Source organism: Actinotalea endophytica (assembly GCF_025717005.1).
GTDB lineage: Bacteria > Actinomycetota > Actinomycetes > Actinomycetales > Cellulomonadaceae > Actinotalea.
The window spans coordinates 484,705-502,871 of sequence record NZ_JAOVZU010000001.1 but is presented as its reverse complement, the minus strand read 5'-3'; the positions used below and the strand labels follow the sequence as shown (position 1 = coordinate 502,871).

Annotated in this window: 19 protein-coding genes and 1 other RNA gene; 10 read left to right on the top strand and 10 right to left on the bottom strand. The window is 74.2% G+C overall.

The annotated features are described in order from the left end of the window. Positions 1 to 31: 31 nt before the first annotated feature. Entirely contained in the window at positions 32 to 1,939 is a 1,908-nt protein-coding gene (locus tag OEB99_RS02450) for a glycosyl hydrolase family 28-related protein (protein WP_263508086.1), read from the bottom strand. A gap of 142 nt (positions 1,940 to 2,081) precedes the next feature. Between OEB99_RS02450 and OEB99_RS02445 the strand changes: the two genes are divergently transcribed. Further along, positions 2,082 to 2,924: a MerR family transcriptional regulator gene (locus OEB99_RS02445; protein ID WP_263508085.1), complete on the top strand. Its 843-nt coding sequence runs from the start codon at positions 2,082 to 2,084 to the stop codon at positions 2,922 to 2,924. 19 nt (positions 2,925 to 2,943) lie between these two features. Here the strand turns inward: OEB99_RS02445 and OEB99_RS02440 are convergent, their stop codons facing one another. Both OEB99_RS02440 and OEB99_RS02435 read right to left on the bottom strand, forming a co-directional pair. After that, entirely contained in the window at positions 2,944 to 4,269 is a 1,326-nt protein-coding gene (locus tag OEB99_RS02440; RefSeq protein WP_263508083.1) for an FtsX-like permease family protein, read from the bottom strand. Further along, positions 4,266 to 4,946, bottom strand: a complete 681-nt coding sequence (locus OEB99_RS02435; RefSeq protein ID WP_263508082.1) for an ABC transporter ATP-binding protein — start codon at positions 4,944 to 4,946, stop codon at positions 4,266 to 4,268. Before OEB99_RS02435 ends, OEB99_RS02440 begins: the two co-directional genes overlap by 4 nt. Positions 4,947 to 5,147: 201 nt before the next feature. Here OEB99_RS02435 and OEB99_RS02430 point away from each other — a divergent pair, with 201 nt between their 5' ends. After that, positions 5,148 to 6,002 (top strand): MerR family transcriptional regulator, encoded by an 855-nt coding sequence (locus OEB99_RS02430; protein WP_263508081.1) that lies wholly within the window; start codon positions 5,148 to 5,150, stop codon positions 6,000 to 6,002. Positions 6,003 to 6,048: 46 nt separating this feature from the next. Here OEB99_RS02430 and OEB99_RS02425 read toward each other — a convergent pair whose 3' ends face one another. Both OEB99_RS02425 and OEB99_RS02420 read right to left on the bottom strand, forming a co-directional pair. Continuing rightward, positions 6,049 to 7,050: a serine hydrolase domain-containing protein gene (locus OEB99_RS02425; RefSeq protein WP_263508080.1), complete on the bottom strand. Its 1,002-nt coding sequence runs from the start codon at positions 7,048 to 7,050 to the stop codon at positions 6,049 to 6,051. A 434-nt stretch (positions 7,051 to 7,484) separates the two neighbouring features. Next, entirely contained in the window at positions 7,485 to 8,120 is a 636-nt protein-coding gene (locus OEB99_RS02420; RefSeq protein ID WP_263508078.1) for a LysE family transporter, read from the bottom strand. Positions 8,121 to 8,199: 79 nt separating this feature from the next. On the opposite strand from OEB99_RS02420, the gene OEB99_RS02415 reads away from it, so the two are divergent. Beyond that, the gene (locus OEB99_RS02415) at positions 8,200 to 8,631 is read left to right on the top strand and encodes an Lrp/AsnC family transcriptional regulator (RefSeq protein WP_263508077.1); all 432 of its coding nucleotides are present in this window, start codon (positions 8,200 to 8,202) and stop codon (positions 8,629 to 8,631) included. Between the two features lie 11 nt (positions 8,632 to 8,642). On the opposite strand, the gene ffs is transcribed toward OEB99_RS02415, so the two are convergent. Further along, positions 8,643 to 8,739, bottom strand: an RNA gene (gene ffs, locus OEB99_RS02410) — signal recognition particle sRNA small type. Between the two features lie 288 nt (positions 8,740 to 9,027). Between ffs and OEB99_RS02405 the strand changes: the two genes are divergently transcribed. Genes OEB99_RS02405 through OEB99_RS02385 form a run of 5 tightly spaced genes read left to right on the top strand, consistent with a single transcriptional unit; the run spans position 9,028 to position 12,810 of the window. Then, on the top strand, positions 9,028 to 10,341 hold the full coding sequence (locus OEB99_RS02405) for a ferredoxin reductase family protein (RefSeq protein WP_263508076.1): 1,314 nt from the start codon (positions 9,028 to 9,030) through the stop codon (positions 10,339 to 10,341). 13 nt (positions 10,342 to 10,354) lie between these two features. After that, positions 10,355 to 10,822 (top strand): FMN-binding protein, encoded by a 468-nt coding sequence (locus OEB99_RS02400; protein ID WP_263508075.1) that lies wholly within the window; start codon positions 10,355 to 10,357, stop codon positions 10,820 to 10,822. Then, complete coding sequence (locus OEB99_RS02395) at positions 10,819 to 11,649, top strand: FAD:protein FMN transferase (protein WP_263508073.1); 831 nt, start codon at positions 10,819 to 10,821, stop codon at positions 11,647 to 11,649. The genes OEB99_RS02400 and OEB99_RS02395 overlap by 4 nt, the downstream gene beginning before the upstream one ends. A gap of 53 nt (positions 11,650 to 11,702) precedes the next feature. Continuing rightward, positions 11,703 to 12,299: a histidine phosphatase family protein gene (locus OEB99_RS02390; protein WP_263508072.1), complete on the top strand. Its 597-nt coding sequence runs from the start codon at positions 11,703 to 11,705 to the stop codon at positions 12,297 to 12,299. Positions 12,300 to 12,318: 19 nt separating this feature from the next. After that, entirely contained in the window at positions 12,319 to 12,810 is a 492-nt protein-coding gene (locus OEB99_RS02385; protein ID WP_263508071.1) for a DUF2231 domain-containing protein, read from the top strand. Here the strand turns inward: OEB99_RS02385 and OEB99_RS02380 are convergent. Next, positions 12,790 to 13,152, bottom strand: coding sequence for a DUF6191 domain-containing protein (locus tag OEB99_RS02380; protein ID WP_263508069.1), 363 nt, complete (start codon positions 13,150 to 13,152; stop codon positions 12,790 to 12,792). The two genes, OEB99_RS02385 and OEB99_RS02380, sit on opposite strands and share 21 nt — an antisense overlap. Before the next feature lie 137 nt (positions 13,153 to 13,289). Between OEB99_RS02380 and OEB99_RS02375 the strand changes: the two genes are divergently transcribed. Then, entirely contained in the window at positions 13,290 to 13,424 is a 135-nt protein-coding gene (locus tag OEB99_RS02375) for a hypothetical protein (RefSeq protein ID WP_263508068.1), read from the top strand. Positions 13,425 to 13,457: 33 nt separating this feature from the next. After that, positions 13,458 to 15,665: an acyltransferase family protein gene (locus OEB99_RS02370; RefSeq protein ID WP_263508067.1), complete on the top strand. Its 2,208-nt coding sequence runs from the start codon at positions 13,458 to 13,460 to the stop codon at positions 15,663 to 15,665. Here the strand turns inward: OEB99_RS02370 and OEB99_RS02365 are convergent. The 3 genes from OEB99_RS02365 to OEB99_RS02355 all read right to left on the bottom strand — a co-directional run bounded on the left by OEB99_RS02365 (position 15,662) and on the right by OEB99_RS02355 (position 18,096). Continuing rightward, positions 15,662 to 16,489 (bottom strand): hypothetical protein, encoded by an 828-nt coding sequence (locus OEB99_RS02365; RefSeq protein WP_263508065.1) that lies wholly within the window; start codon positions 16,487 to 16,489, stop codon positions 15,662 to 15,664. The two genes, OEB99_RS02370 and OEB99_RS02365, sit on opposite strands and share 4 nt — an antisense overlap. A gap of 77 nt (positions 16,490 to 16,566) precedes the next feature. Further along, positions 16,567 to 17,085 carry a gamma carbonic anhydrase family protein gene (locus tag OEB99_RS02360; protein WP_411910650.1) on the bottom strand — a complete coding sequence of 173 codons (519 nt, stop codon included), beginning with the start codon at positions 17,083 to 17,085 and terminating at the stop codon, positions 16,567 to 16,569. Between the two features lie 12 nt (positions 17,086 to 17,097). Continuing rightward, positions 17,098 to 18,096, bottom strand: coding sequence for a hypothetical protein (locus OEB99_RS02355; protein WP_263508063.1), 999 nt, complete (start codon positions 18,094 to 18,096; stop codon positions 17,098 to 17,100). Positions 18,097 to 18,167 lie beyond the last annotated feature (71 nt).

Genomic DNA, 18,167 nt, shown 5'->3' with positions numbered 1-18,167 from the left:
CCCCTGCGCCCCCGCACCCCGGAACGTCAGCTCACGGGACGTCGACGATGAACTGCGGCGTCCCGGTGTTGGTGTTGTCCGCCTGCGTGCCGAGGTCGTTGACCACGTGCTGGATGGTCCCGGCGCTCAGGTTGACGGTCATCACGTGGTGCAGGCGCACGCCGGGGGTCTCCGGGACGACGAACCCGGACGCGGTGACGATGTCGGGGTTGTTCTGGTTGAACACGTAGACCCCGGCTCCGTACAGCTCGTGCGTGGTGACCGAGTCCGCCACGGTGTAGCCCGGGTACCCGAGCGTGCCGTCCGGCTGGGTCCAGTCCGCCTGGGTCGGCGGGTCGTACGGCAGCTCGTTCTGGAACAGCACGACCGTGCCGCCGTCGCCCTCCCACACGAGGTTGCGCTGCTGGAAGTGCTCGACGAACAGGCCCGTGGCGGTGACGTCGTCGCCGGTGACCACGACGCCGGTACGACCGGTGTTCGTGTTCCAGCGGTCGGTGTCGCCGTTGACGCCGGCGGTGAAGCCCTCGACGCCGTGGTCGGCCCGCCACACCCAGGTGTGGTCGATCAGCACGTCGTCGGCGTCGATCCGCATCGCGGTGTCGGCCTTGCCGATGTGCGGTCCGCCGACCCGGAAGTACACGTCGGACAGCGTGATCGGGTCGAGCGCGCTGCTCTTGTGGTGACCGAGTGCACGGCCGTGGCCATGGGTGCTGCCGACCTGGAGCAGGACCGGCGACTCCTCGGTGCCGGCGTCGATGGTCACGCCCGCGACGATCACGCCCGGGACGTCCCGCACGACGAGCGGCGTCGCGCCGTCGACCGCGGTGAGCGTCGCGTGGCCCAGGCCGAGCACCACGGTGTCGGCACGGTTCACCCGGATGCTGCGGTCCACGTCGTAGATGCCCGGCGTGAGCAGCAGGTTCTTGCCGCGCGCGAGCTGCGCGTTGATGGTCGCGACCGAGTCACCGGGGTGGGCGACGTAGAAGTCGTCCAGCGAGATCGAGCGGCCCGGCGTCATGCCGTCGGCCCACGAGATGCCGCGCGAGTCCGTGACGGCCTTCGGCACGCGCACCTGGTAGCGGCCCTTGGCGTCGAGGTACAGGTACGGCTTCTCCCGGCTGACCGGGGTCTGGTCGAGCGTCGTGTACGGCGGGTCGGGGAACGCGGTCTCGTCGGGGGCGCCCTCGACGCCGGAGAACACCTGGTTCCACACGCCGTTCGTCCACGTGCCGACCACCGAGTTGCGGGTCAGCCACTGCTGCTGCGAGCCGTTCAGGACGGTGCCGAAGCGCGAGTCGGCGATGAAGCCGCCGGAGGCGTACTGAGGCCCGGCGGTGCAGTAGTCCATCAGCGAGAAGTTCGTCTCCCCGCGCACGTCGAGCCGGCGCACGGACACCGCCTGGGACACGGCCCAGAAGTTCGCCGAGGCGCGGCAGCCGTCCTGGCCGGTGCCGTCGATCTCGAGCGTGAGGTTGGACAGCGTGCGCCAGAAGTTGTTCAGCGCGATGCAGTTCGGGTTCGCGTCGTCGCCGAGGCACCGGTTGTAGGTCTCGATCTTGCCGTGCACGACCACGTCGGACGGCGAGGCGCCGAGGCCGGCGATCTCGGTGTAGTACCCGACCCGGATCTGCAGCGGCTCGTCGACCGAGCCGTAGGTGCCGGGCGTGAAGAGCACGCTCCAGCGGTTGGTGCCCATCTCGTCGTCGACCTGCGCGTCGGCGATCGCGTTCACCTTCGCCTGGATCTCCGCGACCGGCATCGACGGGTCGATCAGCACCACGTTCGACCCGAGGTCCACCGCGCCGTGCGCCCGGTGGGCGGAGGCCGCCGTGGCCCCCGTGACCATCAACCCTGCCGCGGTCACCGCGGCCACCACCACACGCCCGGAGCGCGTGGAGCCCAGTCCTGCCATCGTCTGGCCCTCCCCGTCGAGGATCATTAGTGACTCGTGTCACCAGTGCCACCCTAGGCGCCCGCTGTGCGTCGGCTCAAGGGGTCGACGCCAGATCACGCGGCCTGATCGCGCGCCGGACCGCCGTGGCACGGGGCGCCGGCGGACACCTGGTGTCAGGCTGGGGAGGATGGACACGGCACCCGACCGGCTGCTCACCCTCGGCGAGTTCTCGCACCTCACCCGGATCTCCACCCGGACCCTGCGGCACCTCGACGAGCAGGGTGTCCTGCCCGCGACCCGGGTCGACGACTGGACCGGCTTCCGGCACTACTCCGCCGACCTGCTCGCCGTCGCCGTGCGGATCCGCGAGCTCCGGGCCGCCGGCCTCGCCGACGCCGAGCTCGCGCGCGCCGCCCCTGCGCTGGACGACCCCGGCACCGTCCGTCACCTTCTCGACGCCCGCCGCGAGGCGCTCGTCGCGGAGGCCGAGCGCCTGAGCGCACGGCTCCGCCTGGTCGAGGCGCTGCTCGCCGACCCGCCCTGGACGCGCCCGCGCACCCCCGTGACGGTCCGCACCGCGCCCGCCCGGATCGACGTCTCGCTGCGCCGGACCGTTCCGGACTACGCGGACGAGCCCCGGCTCTGGCAGCGACTGCACGCAGCGCTCCCCACGAGCGGCGCCTCGCTCGTCGAGCCACGGGTGCGCACGACCACGTTCCACGACGAGAGCTACGTCGACCGCGACCCGGACCTCGAGGTGGGCTACGCGGTCACCGAACGCTTCACCGAGACCGGCGAGCTGCGGTGCGTGAGCACCCCGCGGCGCACGGTGGCGACCGCCGTGGTGCACGGCCCGGACCTGACCGCGGCGCTCGGCGACGTCGGCCGCTGGATGACCGCCGAGGGCTTCCGGATGGACGAGCCGCCCTACCTCGTCCACCTGGTCGGCCCGGACGCGGTCGACCCGGCCGGCCGGATCACCGAGCTGTGCGTCCCGGTCGCGACGGCGGCGCCGGCGCCGAGGCCCTGAGCCCCCTGCGCCCAGGGCCTCAGTCCGCGCGGACCGCCGTGTCCCGCAGGGTCGCGCGGACCAGGGGCCGGGCGGTCTCGGTGGCAGCGAGCACCAGACCGGCACCGAGCACCACGGTCGCAGCGACGGTCGCGAGGCTCGCCGGGTCCGAGACCAGCGCGAGGCCGAACAGCGGGAGCACCACCGCCCAGCCCGACACGGCGGCCAGCACGGTCACCACCAGGGTCGGCACCGCGACCTCCCGGCGACGCACCGCGTGCGCGAGCCGCTCGGGCACACCGGCCAGACGCTGCAGGGTCAGCTCGCGGCGGCGGTCCAGCACGGCCGCCGCCTGGGCGACGCCCGCGGACACGGCCGCGAGCACCACGGCGATCCCGAACGTCAGCAGCCCGCCGGTGCGCAGGTCCGCCGCGACGACGTCCTGCGGGTCGCCGAGCGCAGGGATCACCGACAGCACGGCGGCGACGAACGTCGCCAGACCCAGCCCACCGATCACGCGCCACGCCGCCTTCGGGTCGTCCACCAGCCGCCGACCCGCCAGCAGGGTCGCCGGGGTGCGGGCCCGCCGTGCCATCAGCCGGCCGAGGCGCCCGACCACCCACGGTCCGGCGGCCTGGATCCCGGAGGTCACGGCGACCACCGCACCGATCATCACGCCGACGAAGACCGCGGCCGCCAGGCTCGTGGCACCGACCCTGGCGATCACGGCAGTGAGCGCCACCACGCCCACGGCGAGCCACAGGCGGGTCGCCCTCAGTCCCGGCGGCGTCTCCCGACGCGCGACGCCGAGCGGTGTGATGACCACGCGACGCAGCGACACCACGGCGCTCGCCGCGGCCAGCAGCGGGACGCCCGCGAGCACGCCGAGCAGGGGCCACCAGCCGAGCCACAGCTCCGCGGCCGAGAACTCCCGGCCCTGGAACGGGATCGACGTCCACAGCGGGAGCAGCGCGGCGTAGCCGAGCGCACCGAGCAGCGCACCTGCGAGCGCCTGGGCCGCGGTCTCGATCGCCGTGAGGGCGACCACCTCGCGCGGGGTCGCACCGAGCAGTCGCAACGTCGCGAGCCGGGCGTCGCGCCGGGCCACCCCGAGCCGGGCGGCCGCGCCGGCGAGCGAGGTCAGCGGGACCAGCAGCAGCGCGGTCGCGATCCCGGCGAGGAGCACGTAGGTGCCGGCGAGCTGCTCGAGGTCGGGCGGCGGGTCGACGGCCCGGGCCTGGAACGCGAGCAGCCCGGCCAGGACGCTGATCGTGAACGCCGTGGTCGCCGCGAAGCCCACCACGGCGAGCACGGCGGTGAGCCCGCCGTGACGGAGCCTCGGTGCGAGGGCGAGCAGCGTCCTCACCGGCGGGCTCCCGTGACGATCCGGCCGTCGACGACCTCGAGGCGACGGTCCGCCCACCGGGCGACGGTCTCGTCGTGGGTGACCAGGACCAGCGACGCACGGGTCGAGCTGACCGCCTCGGTGAGCACCCCCATCACCTCGCGCCCGGTGTCCTGGTCCAGTGCGCCGGTGGGCTCGTCGGCGACGACGACGGCCGGGTGGTGCACCAGGGCGCGCGCGACGGCGACCCGCTGTGCCTGGCCCCCGGAGAGCTCGCCCGGGCGGCGCTCGTACATGCCGGCCAGGCCGAGGCTGTCCAGCCAGCCGGCCGCCCGGGCGAGCGCCGGGCGACGGGCGGTTCCGAGCAGCATGAGCGGGAGCGCGACGTTCTCCACCGCGGGCAGCTCGGGCAGCAGCTGGCCGAACTGGAAGACGAAGCCGAAGTCCCGCCGGCGCAGCAGCGACCGTTCCTTCTCGGACAGGCCGGAGACCTCCCGGCCCTCCAGGGTCACCGTGCCGGCGTCGGGCGGGAGCACCCCGGCCAGGCAGTGCAGCAGGGTGGACTTCCCGGAGCCGGACGGACCCATGACGGCGAGCGACTCCCCCGCCGCGAGGTCGAGGTCGACCCCGGCGAGCGCCGTGGTGGACCCGAACCGCTTGACGAGAGCGCGGGCGGACAGGCGAGGGGTGTCGGACATGACCCCACGGTCGTCCTCGCGCCGGGGCGCCCGCGTCGGAGCGCGGGACGATCCTCGTGGCCCGGACGTGCGACCCACGTCGTACCCGCGACGCACCCGCAGGACGACCCGGCCCGGAAGCGGGGCGTGGACCGCGCCGTCCGCCGTGCGCGACCACACCCGGTTGACCCTCACACGATGTCAGGCTGTGGAGTCGTGGACATGGCACCCGACCGACTGCTCACCATCGGCGAGTTCTCGCGGCTGACCCGGATCTCGATCCGGATGCTGCGGCACTACGACGAGCACGGTGTGCTGGCGCCCTCCCAGGTCGACGAGTGGTCCGGCTACCGGTACTACTCGCGCGAGCTGCTGGCCGTCGCCGGTCGGGTTCGCGAGCTGCGCGACCTCGGGCTGGGGGTCGACGAGCTGGCGCACGCCGCGCGGCTCGACGGCCCCACCCTGGCCGAGGTCGTGCGCCGGCATCGCGAGCGCCTGGTCAGCGAGGCGAGCGCGGCAGCCGTCCGGCTGCACACCGCGGACCGCCTCATCGCCCGGTTGGAGGAGCACGACATGTCCACTGTCCCCGTCACCCGCACGACCATCCCGGCGCGCACCGTCGCCTCGGTGCGCGGCACGATCCCGACCTACGCCGACGAGCGACTCCTCTGGGAGCGGCTCGCCGGCATGCAGGAGGCGGGCGCGCAGCCCGCGCCGGACGCGCTCTCCGTCGCGGTCTTCCACGACGACGGCTACGTCGACGAGAACCCGGACGTCGAGGTCCAGCTCACGGTGACCGCCCCGTTCGCGGACACCGGCGACGTGCGCTGCCGTGAGGTCCCGGCCACCGACGTCGCCCTCGCGACGCTGCACGGCTCGTACGACGGCATCTCCGAGGTGATGACCGCGCTGGGCAGCTGGATCGCCGAGCAGGGACTGCGGATCTGCGGCCCGATGTTCGACGTGTACCGGGTCAGCCCGGCGTCCGGCCTGCCGCCCGAGCAGTGGGTGACCGACGTCTGCGTCCCGGTCGCGGACAGCGGCACCGCCACCGGCACCACCGTGGGCGCGGGCTGAGGCGTCCGTCGCGAGCCGCACGGGTGGGCCGTCGTCCCGGGTCACCTCAGCCCGGCGAGCACCTCGTCGGCCACGTCGGCGAGGTGCTCGGGAGAGCCCGGTCGATCGGTCGGGTGGGCGAAGGCGATGCCGCTGGGGTCGGCCCACCCGATGCAGGCGTTCGAGCCGTTGTGCCCGAAGGTCCGCGTGCTGCTGCTCTTGCCATCGGGCTGAACCGCCCCTCGACCCACCGTGGGCCACCCAGCTGGAACCCCTGTGACCAGCGGATCGGCACGCGCGCGAAGAGGTCGGTCTCGCCGTCGCAGGATGGCGTGGTGGCCTGGGCCAGCGTGTCTGCCCGCACGATCTCGCCGTCGAGCAGCGCCCGGTAGAGCCCGGCGAGGCCTCGCGCGGTCGTGGACACGCCGGCGGACGGGTTGACCGCCGCCCGCGTGGTTCGCCGGTTGACCGCCGCCGAGAGCAACGCCCCTCGTGGCCCGGGCGCCCGCACCGGCACGGCGCGGTCGACCCGTGCCGGCGGCAGGCCGAGGTGGGTGTCGTGGAGCCCGGCCGGTTGGAGCACCAGGGCTCGCACCAGCTCCGAGAGGGGCTCCCCGGTGACTCGCTGGGCGATCTCACCCAGCACGAAGCCGTACAGCAGGTACTGGTAGGCCGGGGCGCTGCCCGGCGGGCGGCGCAACGGGGCCCGCTCCGCACGCCGGACCATGCGGCGCCAGTCGTTCATGGCGAGCGCGTCCCCCACTGTGGTGCCACCCGTGGTCAGCCCGGAACGATGCTGGAGCACCTGCCGCACGGTCACCTCGGCCTTGCCCCCGCGCGCGAAGGAGGGCCACGCACGGGACACCGGGTCGTCCAGCCCGAGCCGCCCTCGCTCGACCAGCGCGTGGATCACCGACACAGGGCTTGCCCGCCGAGAAGGTCCAGAACAACGAGTCCGGCCGGGCCCCCCGACCGCCAGGTCGAGCACGACCTCGTCGTGACGCAGGACCACCAGCTGCGCCGCCCCACCGCGACGTCGCACCAGATCGACCGCACGCGCCAGGCTCATCCGACGAGCGTGCAGCACCGAGACGAGCTGAGCCAGCGTCGGGCTCGAGCTCAGCTCAGCGCGAGTTCGGCAGCACGGCATGATCCGCTGAGTCAGACCCTCCGCGCGGCTCCCAAGCCGATCGAGGTGTGAGGAGCGACCAACGCCGCAGTGCGCGCACGTGCCGATGAGCGCGCGGGGTCGAGCCCCCGCGCGTGGGCGCCACCGCTCGAGCGTCGAGCCAGTGGCTTTGCGCCGAGACAGGGGTGTCTCCGCCCCTATCTCGGGCCGAAACCCCTACCTCAAGCCGAAACCTCTGTCTCTAGGCCGAAGTCCGATCCCGGAGACCGCCCGGTCATGCCGCGACCCCATGGCGTACACGTCAGCCGCTCGCGCCACGCGCCGTCGAGCGCCACTGGCGAGCTCGACCCGTGCACCACCCCTTGCTGCCGCGCTCAGCTCAGCGCGAGCGCGACGGCCAGCCCGAGCACGACGAGGTCGCCGGCGACGCCGAGGGCCAGGCGGGTGCCCGGCCCGGCCTTCGCCCCGGCGTACGCGCCGACGCCCGCCAGCACCAGCTGCCAGGCCGCCGACGCCACCCCCACGCCGATCACGAAGGTCACCCGCTCGCCGACACCTACCCAGCGGGTGGCCAGGCCCGCGGCGACGACCGCGAAGTAGACGACGGTCAGCGGGTTCAACGCGGTGAGCCCGACGAACCGCGCCCAGGTGCGACGCACCCCGGCCGCAGCCGGCCGAACCACGGCCGCGTCGGGGCCGACGGGTGATCGACGGGCCCGCCACGCACCCCACAGGCCACGGCCCGCCAGCAGGACGAGGACCACGGCGCCGACCAGCCGCACCGTGTGCTCGCGCCCGGCGAGCACCACGACCACCGCCGAGCCGGCCACGGTCGCCACCGCGGCGTAGGCGAGATCGACCGAGGCGACGCCCAGCGCCGCGGACGCGGCGACGCGCCACCCGTCGACGATCCCGGTGCGCAGCAGCAGTACGCCGACCGCACCCAGGGGCACCGCGACGCCCAGGCCCGCGACGACCCCGACCAGCAGGGCGGCGACGAGATCGGGCATGCCAGGAGTGTCCCGGCACGGGCGGGTTCAGGCCAGAGGTCCGCTGCGGAACACGCCGCGCCACTGAGAGCATCGCCGTGTGGACGCCACTGACGAGCTGATCCTCCGTGAGCTGACCGCAGATGCGCGGTTGCCGTTCCGCGAGCTCGGTGCCCGCGCGGGGCTGTCGGCGAACGCTGCGGCCGCGCGGGTCCGCCGACTCCAGGCCGAGGGTGTGATCGCCGGCTTCACCGTGCGGCGCGGCCCGTCGTCGCCGGCCGCGCGGACCGGCCTCGAGGTCTTCGTCGACGTACGGATGCGTGAGGGCGTGAGCAACGACGAGGCGAACCGGCTGCTCGCGGGCTTCCCGGAGATCCTCGACGCCGCGCACGTCACCGGCCCCTACGACTACCTGGTGCACGCGGTGGTGCCGGACGCTGCCGGGCTGGACACGTTCGTCCGACGGCTCAAGTCCGAGGCCGGCGCCGCCCAGACGTCGACCCGGCTCGCGCTGCGGTCCCCCGCCCGATGACCGCGCGGGCATGCAAGGACCCCTCGCACACCCGCCAGAGCCCGCCTGCCCTTGCTGCCTTCCGGCCCTGGGGGGGTTCAGCGAGATGACGCCGTACGAGGGGTCTGCCACCAGGGTAACGCAGCCCGGCCCTCCGTCCGCCACCTCGCCCGGACGGCCGAGCGGGGCACCGGCCCGGCACAGGAAATGCCAGTCGCTCCCTAGGCAGCATTCAGGAAGCACTCAGGTTGGTTCGGGATCGTGAACGGCATGAACCCGGTTGCCACCGCGCCCAGCGCGTCTGCAGCTCCCGCCTCGGCGGCCCCGCGCGGCGCGTCCGCGGCGATGCTCCGCCTCCGCCCGCCCGTGCTGCGCCGCTGGTGGACAGACGCCGTCGGCCTCGTGGTGTGGGCGTCCATGACCATCGTCCTCGTGCTGTGGGTGCGCAACGGTGGCGTGCAGGACCTCACGTCCGGTGCGGCGAGCGCGATCAACTCGCTCGGCCGCCTGTCCGCACTGTTCGCGTCCGACCTGCTGCTGCTGCAGGTGCTGGCGATGGCCCGGGTGCCGTTCATCGAGCGGTCGATCGGCCAGGACCGGCTGACCCGCTGGCACCGCTGGGTCGGGTTCACGTCGATCTGGCTGATGGTCGTGCACATCGTGCTGCAGACCATCGGCTACTCGATGCTCGACAGCTGGAACGTGTTCTACGAGTTCTGGTCGCTGGTCACCACGGCGCCCGGCATGCTCATCGCCTTCGCCGGCACCGCGCTGCTGATCATGGTCGCGGTCACCTCGATGCGGGTCGCCCGCAAGAAGCTCCGCTACGAGTCGTGGCACCTGCTGCACCTGTACGCCTACCTCGGCGCGGGCCTCGCGCTCCCGCACCAGCTGTGGACCGGCACCGACTTCCTGTTCTCCACCTGGGCCACCGTCTACTGGTGGGGCAGCTACGCCCTGGTGATGCTCGCCGTGATCGTCTACCGGGTGATCGTCCCGCTGCGGCTGTCGTCGCGTCAGAGGCTGCGGGTCACCTCGGTGGTCCCGGACGGTCGGGGCGCGGTCACCATCACCATGAACGGCCCGCACCTGGAGGAGCTCGAGGTCTCCGCCGGCCAGTTCTTCGTCTTCCGGTTCGTCACCGGCCCGGGATGGACCCGGGCGCACCCGCTGTCGCTGTCCGCCGCGCCGACCACGCACGGCCTGCGCGTCACGATGGGCGTCACGGGCGACGACGGCGAGCGGATCGCCCGGATGCGCGAGGGCACCCGCGTCATGATCGAGGGCCCCTACGGCCGGCTGCACCCCCAGGTGCGGACCCGTCCGAACCTCGTGCTGGTCGGTTCCGGCCTCGGCCTGGCACCCCTGGTCGCCCTGGCCCAGGAGGCCGTGCTCGCCGGCCGGCTCACCAACGGCCCGGCGATCATGATCCGTCGGCTGCGCTCGTCGCAGGACGCGCCCATGCAGGCCGATGTCGACCACCTGGTCCGGATCGGCGCCCTGCAGGTCGTCGACCTGGTCGGCCCGCGCAGCACCAGCGGCACCGCGTGGCTGCCGCGCAAGCACGGCCACATGCCTGGCACCGAGGCCGTCCAGCGGATGGTCCCGAACCTCGCGTCGGCCGACGTGTACGTCTGCGGCACCGGCCCGTGGGTCGAGGCCGTCGCCGCCGACCTGCACGCCGCCGGCGTGCCGAAGACCGCACTGCACGCCGAGAACTTCACCTGGTAGTCGAGGAGACGCCATGCGTCGCATCGTCATCGCGATAGCGAGCACCATCACCGGACTCGTGCTGCTCTTCTCCTGGCCGACCAGCCTCAACCGGACACCGGCCACCGCAGCCGGGGCCGGCACGACGGGCACGGGCACGACGACCGGCTCGACGAGCTCGTCCGGCGGCGGCACGACCACGACGACCCCGTCCGCGCAGCCGGCCACCGCGACCTACACCGGTGCGTCCGCGCAGACCCGCTACGGCGGGGTGACCGTCCAGATCACCGTGACCGACGGCAAGATCACCGACGCCCAGGCGACCGAGTACCCCCGCGGGAGCCGACAGGACCAGCAGATCAACGCCTACGCGATCCCGCGGCTGAACGCCGAGGCGGTCCAGGCAGGAAGTGCGCAGATCCAGATGATCAGTGGTGCGACGTTCACCAGCTACGGCTACATCCAGTCCCTGCAGGACGCGATCGACCAGGCGGGCCTGTGAGCGCCGCGACGGTCGGCACGGCCGGGCAGGCCAAGGTCGTGTCGCAGCGGACCGGCGACGAGCAGGTCGACGCCTTGCCGCACCGCGCATGGGTCGAGCAGATCATGAGCATGCCGATCTCGGTGCACGTGCGCGGTGAGCGCGCCCACGACGACGTCGTGGCGGCGGCCGTGGCCGACCTGTTCGACGACCTGCGCGCCGTCGAGGCCCGGTTCAGCCCGTTCCTGCCGGACTCCGAGGTCTGCCGGGTGCAGCGGGGCGAGCTGGACCTCGCCGACGCCCACCCGCAGGTGCGTGAGGTCGAGCGGCTGTGCCACACGGCGCTGGAGCGCACCGACGGCTGGTTCGACGCATGGCACTCGCGGGCCGACGGCCTGTGGGACCCGACCGGCCTGACGAAGACCTGGGGCGTGGCCCTCGCCGCGACGAGGCTGGACCGCGTGCCCGGCCTCGGCTACGCGATCGGCGCGGGCGGCGACATCCTGCTGCGGCCCGCGCCGGACGGCCGGCCGTGGCAGATCGGGATCGAGGACCCGCGCGACCGGTCGACGGTGCTGGCCACCGTGCCGGTGGTCGACGGCGCCGTCGCGACGTCCGGCACCGCGGCCCGCGGCACGCACATCCGCGACCCGTTCAGCGGTGAGCAGGTGAACGAGGTGGTCTCCGCCACGGTGGTCGGCCCGTCGCTGATCTGGGCCGACGTGTTCGCCACCGCGGCCGTCGCCCGAGGTGCGTCCGCGGTCGACTGGGTGTCCACTCTTCACGGGACCAGCGGTCTGCTGGTCCTCGCCGACGGCACCGTGCACCGCTGGGCCAACCCGGTCTAGGCAGCCCGCCGGACCCTGCCCGAGGCGTCGACCCGCACCCGGATCGAGGACGCATGGGGATGCTCGTCCTGGTCCGCCACGGTGAGACGGCGTGGTCCAGCAGCGGCCGGCACACCGGACGCACCGACGTGCCGCTCACCGCGACCGGCCGGCGCCAGGCCACGGCCCTCGCGCATCGCCTGGCCGACCTGCGGCCGGTCCTGGTGGTCGCGAGCCCGCTGGCCCGCGCCCGCGAGACCGCTGCGCTCGCCGGGTTCGACGCCCGGATCGACGACCGGCTGGTCGAGTGGGACTACGGCGGCTACGAGGGGTTGACCACGCCGGAGATCCGCGAGCGGCGCGGCGACGACTGGACGCTGTTCCGCCACGGGGTGGTGCCCGGCGCCACGCCCGGCGAGAGCCTCGAGGACGTCGCCGCGCGCGCCGCGGCCGTGCTGACCGCGATCGTGCCGGCGCTCGGCGAGGGCGATGTGGTGCTCGTCGCGCACGGGCACCTGCTGCGCGTGCTGGCCACCCGGTGGCTCCACCTGCCGCCCGAGGCGGGAGCCGCGCTGGTGCTCACCGCGGCGTCGGTGAGCCGGCTCGGCCACGAGCACGACGTGCCCGCAGTGCTGTCCTGGAACGAGGGCCCCGCCCCGAGCGACGACTGACGCCGACCCGAGGAGAACCATGTTCGACACCATCGCCGGACTTCCCCTGCACCCGCTGGTCGTGCACGCCGCCGTGGTGCTGCTGCCGGCCGCTGCCCTCGTGGTGGCCGGTGCCGCGCTCTGGCCACGGTTCCGGCGCTGGTCGGCGTGGCTGCCGTTGCTGCTCACCGGCGGCGCGTTCGTGATGACCGTGGTGGCCAAGGAGTCCGGCGAGCGGCTGGCGACCCGGGTGAGCGGTTCGGCGGCGCTCGGCCGGCACATGGAGCTCGGCGGCCAGGTGCCGCTGTGGGCGGCCGGCCTCGGGCTCGCGGCGCTGGCGGTGACGTGGTGGACGTGGCGCGAGTCGGGGCTGCCGCTGCTCGCCCGGCCGGAGGGTGGCGAGGTGCCGCGCTGGTTCCGGCTGACGACCATGGTGCTCGCCGTGGTCATGGCGCTCGGGTCGCTCACCTCGGTGGTGCTGGCCGGTCACTCCGGTGCGACCGCGGTGTGGTCACCGATCGTCGGAGGGTGAGGTCCACTCGGGATCGGCGTCACGCGGGTCGGTGTCGCGCAGGTCGGTGTCGCGCAGGTCGGCGACGCCCGAGTCGAGGTCGATCAGCGGTGGCGCCTCGCCCGGCTTCTGCTCGGTCATCGACTTCTCGGTCTGCTGCTCCTCGGTGAGGTGCCGGTGCGACGGGTCGTAGAAGTCGAGGACTGCGCCGAGCGCGGAGCTCATCGGTGCGCCGCCGGAGCGTCGCTCGCGCGGGGCGTCCTCGCGGCGGTCGAACACGCCGGCCGCGGTCAGGCGGTCGACCACGACCACTGCGGCCGCGAGCGCGAGCGCCCCGATCAGCCACAGCACCCAGCTCTCCACCCACCCATCGTCGCACCCGGCCCCCGGCCGCAAGCCGGCTCGTGCTCCCTCAGCTCGGCCCGTCGCCGACCGATGAGCAGGTCGGCCGGACGGAACCGGCCGCCCGGTCCGGACCGGGGTCACGCCAGGGAGGGCCCGTGGAAGCACGCCTGCGCCGCGCCGCCATCCTGGTGATCGGGGTGCTGCTCCTCCTCCCGTTGCACCCGGCGTGGGTGACAGCCGAGCCTCCCGACGAGCCTGCGGCGACCACCGTCGTGCCGGCGTCGCGGTGAGAATGGCGGTGCCGGCGCCCGCATACTGACCCGGTGACCGCGACCGCCCCTGCCCCGGAGACGACCCGGTCGCCTCGCGGGGCCGGCGGCATCCGGCCGGACATCCAGGGTCTGCGCGCCCTCGCGGTCGGGGCGGTGCTGGCGTACCACCTGTGGCCGGGCGCGGTGCGCGGCGGCTACGTGGGCGTGGACGTGTTCCTGGTCATCTCCGGGTACCTGATCACCGCGCACCTGCTGCGCGAACCGCCGACGACCTGGCGCGCGGTGGGCCGGTTCTGGGGCCGGCGGGTCCGGCGCCTACTGCCGGCCTCCGCCCTGGTGATCGTGGTGACCGTCGCGCTGGGCGCCGTGGTGCTGCCGAGCACCCAGCTCTCGACGACCGGCGCCGAGGCAGTCACCTCCGCGCTGTACGTGCAGAACTGGGCGCTCGCCCGTACCGCGACCGACTACCTCGCCGCGGAGGGCACGGCGACCGCCCTGCGGCACTACTGGTCGCTGTCCGTCGAGGAGCAGTTCTACCTCGTGTGGCCGCTGCTGCTCGGCGCGGCCGTGCTGGCGGGCGCGTGGTGGTCGCGGCGGCGCGCGGGCGGCGAGGCTGCGGATGGTCGCGTCGCGGGTGGCCGGCCCGCGCGCGGTGCCGCGGAGCAGGTGGTGACCTCGTCGGCGGACGAGCCCCGCCCGCGGGCGGTGCACGCCGCGGTGGCCGTCGTGGTGGTGGCCGTGCTCGGCGCGTCACTCGTGTGGTCGGCGCACCTGACCACGATCGACCCGGCGGCGGCGTACTACGTGACGACCACCAGGATGTGGGAGCTGGCACTGGGCGGGACGGTCGCGCTGATCGGCCTGGTGCGTCCGATCCGGCCGTTGCTGCCGGAGCGCACCGCCGGGGTGGCGGCCGCGGTCGGTCTGGTCGCGGTGCTCGTGGCGGTCCTGACGTTCTCCTCGACCACGGCCTTCCCCGGCACCGCCGCGCTGCTGCCGACGCTCGGCACGGCCCTGGTGATCGCGGCCCAGGCGTCGCCGCGTTCGGTGGCCGGAAGAGTGCTGGGGCTGCGACCCGCTCAGGTGCTCGGTGACGTGTCGTACTCGACGTACCTGTGGCACTGGCCGTTGATCGTGCTGGTGCCGGCGGCGGTGCACCGCACGCTGACGTGGTGGGAGCTCGGCGGGGTCGCGCTGGCGTCGATCGGGCTGGCGTGGGTGACCAAGCGCTGGGTCGAGGACCCGGTGCGCCGGTCGCCACGGCTGACCCGGTCCGCGCTCGGGACCCTGGGCGTGCTGGTGGCGTGCACCGCGGCGGGGGTGGCGGCCGGGATGCTCCTGCAGGTCTGGTCCGCGGACCGCGCCGACGCCGAGGCTGCCCGGGCCGAGCAGGCAGCGGCCGCGCACCCGGACTGCTTCGCCGCGGCGGCGCTGCTCTCCGGCGCGGACTGCACGGCGTTCGCCGGCGAGCTGTGGACCACGCCCGCCCAGGCCGCGGAGGACAAGCCCCGGCTGTACGCCGACGACTGCTGGAACGACCAGCCCTACGAGACCCGGAAGACCTGCTCCTACGGGCCGGACGACGCGACGGTCCGCGTTGCCCTGGTCGGCAACTCGCACGCCGGGCACTGGTTCCCGCCGGTCGAGGCCGTCGCCGGGGATCGCGGCTGGCAGATCACCACGTACCTCAGCTCGGTCTGCTACCCCGTGGACGTGGACCTGTCGTTCCCCGACCCCGCCGCGACCCAGGGGTGCTCGGACTGGAACGCCTGGGTGCGCGACCAGGTGATCTCCGGTGGGTACGACCTGGTGGTCATGTCGTCCCGCACCGATCAGCACCTCGCGGACGTGCCGAGGGCCGAGGAGGACACCGCCGCGCAGGAGGCGTACGCGCGGGAGCTCGACACGTTCACGTCCGCGGGGTCAGCGGTGCTGGTGATCCGCGACACCCCGAACTTCCCGGGGCCGGTGCCGGACTGTGTCGCGGCGTCACCGTCGCAGGACTGCACGACGCCGCGCGCTGACGGGGTCGAGGTGGACCCGTTGGCGCTCGCGGCGGGTGCGGACACGTCAGGGCGGGTCGAGCTGCTCGATGTCACCGACCTGCTGTGCGACGACGAGGTCTGCCACGGCGTGATCGGGAACGCGATCGCGATGTTCGACCACGGCCACCTCACCGCGACGTTCTCGCGCTCGCTGCGGCCGGTGGTGGAGCCGGCGCTGGATGCTGCGCTCGCGCGGACGGCGGACGGCGGCTAGGGCGTCGCCGGCTCGACCGGGACCGGCATCACCGGGGCGTGGTGCCGCGACATCCCGCCGATCAGGAGGCCGGCGCCCACAGCGGCGGCTCCGACGACGAGCGCCGACCACGGGAAGGCGCCGTAGCGGTCCTCCTCGAGGGTGTTCACGAGCATGATCGAGAAGTAGATCGCGGAGGTCCCCCACACCGACCGGGTGAGCAGCGCACCGGCAGCGACGGCGAGCCCGACGCCGGCCTGGACCGCGGCGAGCGCCGGGTCGCGCAGCAGCTGGTCCACCCAGAACCCGACCGCGACGGCGAGCGCACCGGCGAGCGCCGCGACCGAGGTGCCGAGCCGGCCCGGCCCGACCATGCGCTCCACGGCGCGCGGGATCAGCACGAAGCAGTGCAGGGTCACCGCCAGCGCCATGCCGGGGAACAGCAGGAGGTACTTGCCGACGGTCGCAGCGTCCGGCGGCGCCGCGACCAGGCCGGCGACCGCGCCCGAGCCGACCAGTCCGACCAGCAGCGCCACGGCGAACGCCACGAGCCCGGCCGCCCGGGCCGCGCCCGAGGTCCGGTCAGCCGTCGTCCGCGCGAACGGCACCTGCTCGGAGTGGCCCAGCAGGCCCTCGCGACGACCGATCACGAGCGCGAGAACGACACCGGCCAGCGCCTCGAAGCCCACCATGAACAGCAGCAGGCTCCCGGTGCGACCCGGCTCGCCCCACCGCTCGGCGGCGAGCTGGGCGGCGAACCAGGTGAGCACCCAGACCGCGTACCCACCGAGCACGACCCACAACGTCCGACCCGGCGCGCGGCCGGTCCCCCGCACGGCTTCCATGCCGGTGACGCTAGGCGCGCGACCACCGTCGCCGGATCAGGGGTGGACCCTGAAAGGGACCCTGAACGACCCCTGGTTCAGGCGTTCTGTTCGTCCGCCGCGTAGGCCTTGGCGCGGGTCACGTAGCGCGCGCCGTTGTCCCAGAGCGCCGCGATCTCGTCGTCGGAGAGCTCGCGGCGGACCTTGCCGGGGACGCCGGCGACCAGCGAGCGCGGCGGGATCACGGTGCCCTCGAGCACCACCGCGCCGGCGGCGATCAGCGACTTCTCACCGACCACGGCATCGGTGAGGACCGTGGCGTTCATCCCGATCAGGCAGCCGTCCCCGATGGTGCAGCCGTGCACCACGGCACCGTGCCCGACGCTGACCCCGGCGCCGATGATCGCGGGCGAGCCGAGCTCGGTGTGCACCACGACGTTGTCCTGCAGGTTCGCACCCGGTCCGAGGACGATCTCGTCGATGTCGCCGCGCAGCACGGCACCGAACCAGACGCTCGCGTCCGCGTCGACCTTGACCTTGCCGATCAGCGCCGCGCTCGGCGCGATCCAGGCGGTCTCGTGCACCTCGGGCGTGCGCCCGGCGAAGGGGAGGTTGATCACGCGCCAACCCTACGCGGGCGGTTCTGGGACCAGCGCACCGGCGATCCAGTCGACGATCCGCGGCGTGGGGACGCCCAGGCGCTCCGGGTCGACCGGTGCGAGGAGCCGCAGCCACGACGCTGCGCGGTGCACGGCGCCGAGCCGGTCGGCGGCGCGCAGCACGTCGGACCAGCGCTCGCGCGGCACCTCGGGCCAGCGGCTCAGGTAGGCCTCGACCACGGCGTCGGCGGCCGGGCCCGTGGGGCGCGGCGCGGAGAGGCCCACCCCCACGGCGAGCCGCACCGGCAGGTGCAGGACGCCGAACGGGTGCGACCAGAACGCGTCGCCCACGTCGAAGTAGCGCAGCCGGTCGCCGGGGTCGCCGGACCAGCAGGCGTTGCGCGGGTTGGTGTCGTTGAGCTGCACGGTCTCGGGCAGGCCGAGGTCGTCGAGCAAGGCGAGGTCGGCCTCGAGCTCCGGGAGGTGCGCGGCGAGCCGATCCGCCTGAGCCGGGGGGACGTGCTGCGGGTCGGACGCGGGGAGCGCGGCGAGGTCAGCGAGGGTCGCGCGGGCCCACGCGGTCGCGTCGGATGTGCCGAGGCGAGGCAGCATCGGGAAGCGGTCGCGGTGCGTGGCGGTGGTGCGCTGGAGGTCTGCAGCCTGGGCGACGAGCGCCGGCCAGGGGTCGGCGACTCCGCGGTCGGCAAGGGTTGGGCCACCGTCCGGGAGCAGCCACCAGTCGCTAGTGACGTCCACGGCGATCGGCGCGATCACGCTGCCGGAGGCCAGCTCCGCGAGCGCTGCGAGCAGCGCGCCCTCGAACGCCTGGCCGGGGTTCGCCACCTTGAACCAGAGGCGCCCGCCGGAGGTCGGTACCCCGAAGACGGCGGCCCAGAACCGGACCTTGTGCGGGCTGAGCGGGCCGGTCCGGCGGACGCTGGGACGCACCGACGCGAGCGCGTCGTCGATCCACGCCGCGGCCTGGGCGCGGAAGGCCTCGCCGGACCACTCGGCCACGAGATCTCGCACGCCCGCCAGGGTAGGCAGGGCGGCGACACCCCCGCGCGCTCCCGGCCCCGAGATCGCGGCAACGGCCCGCG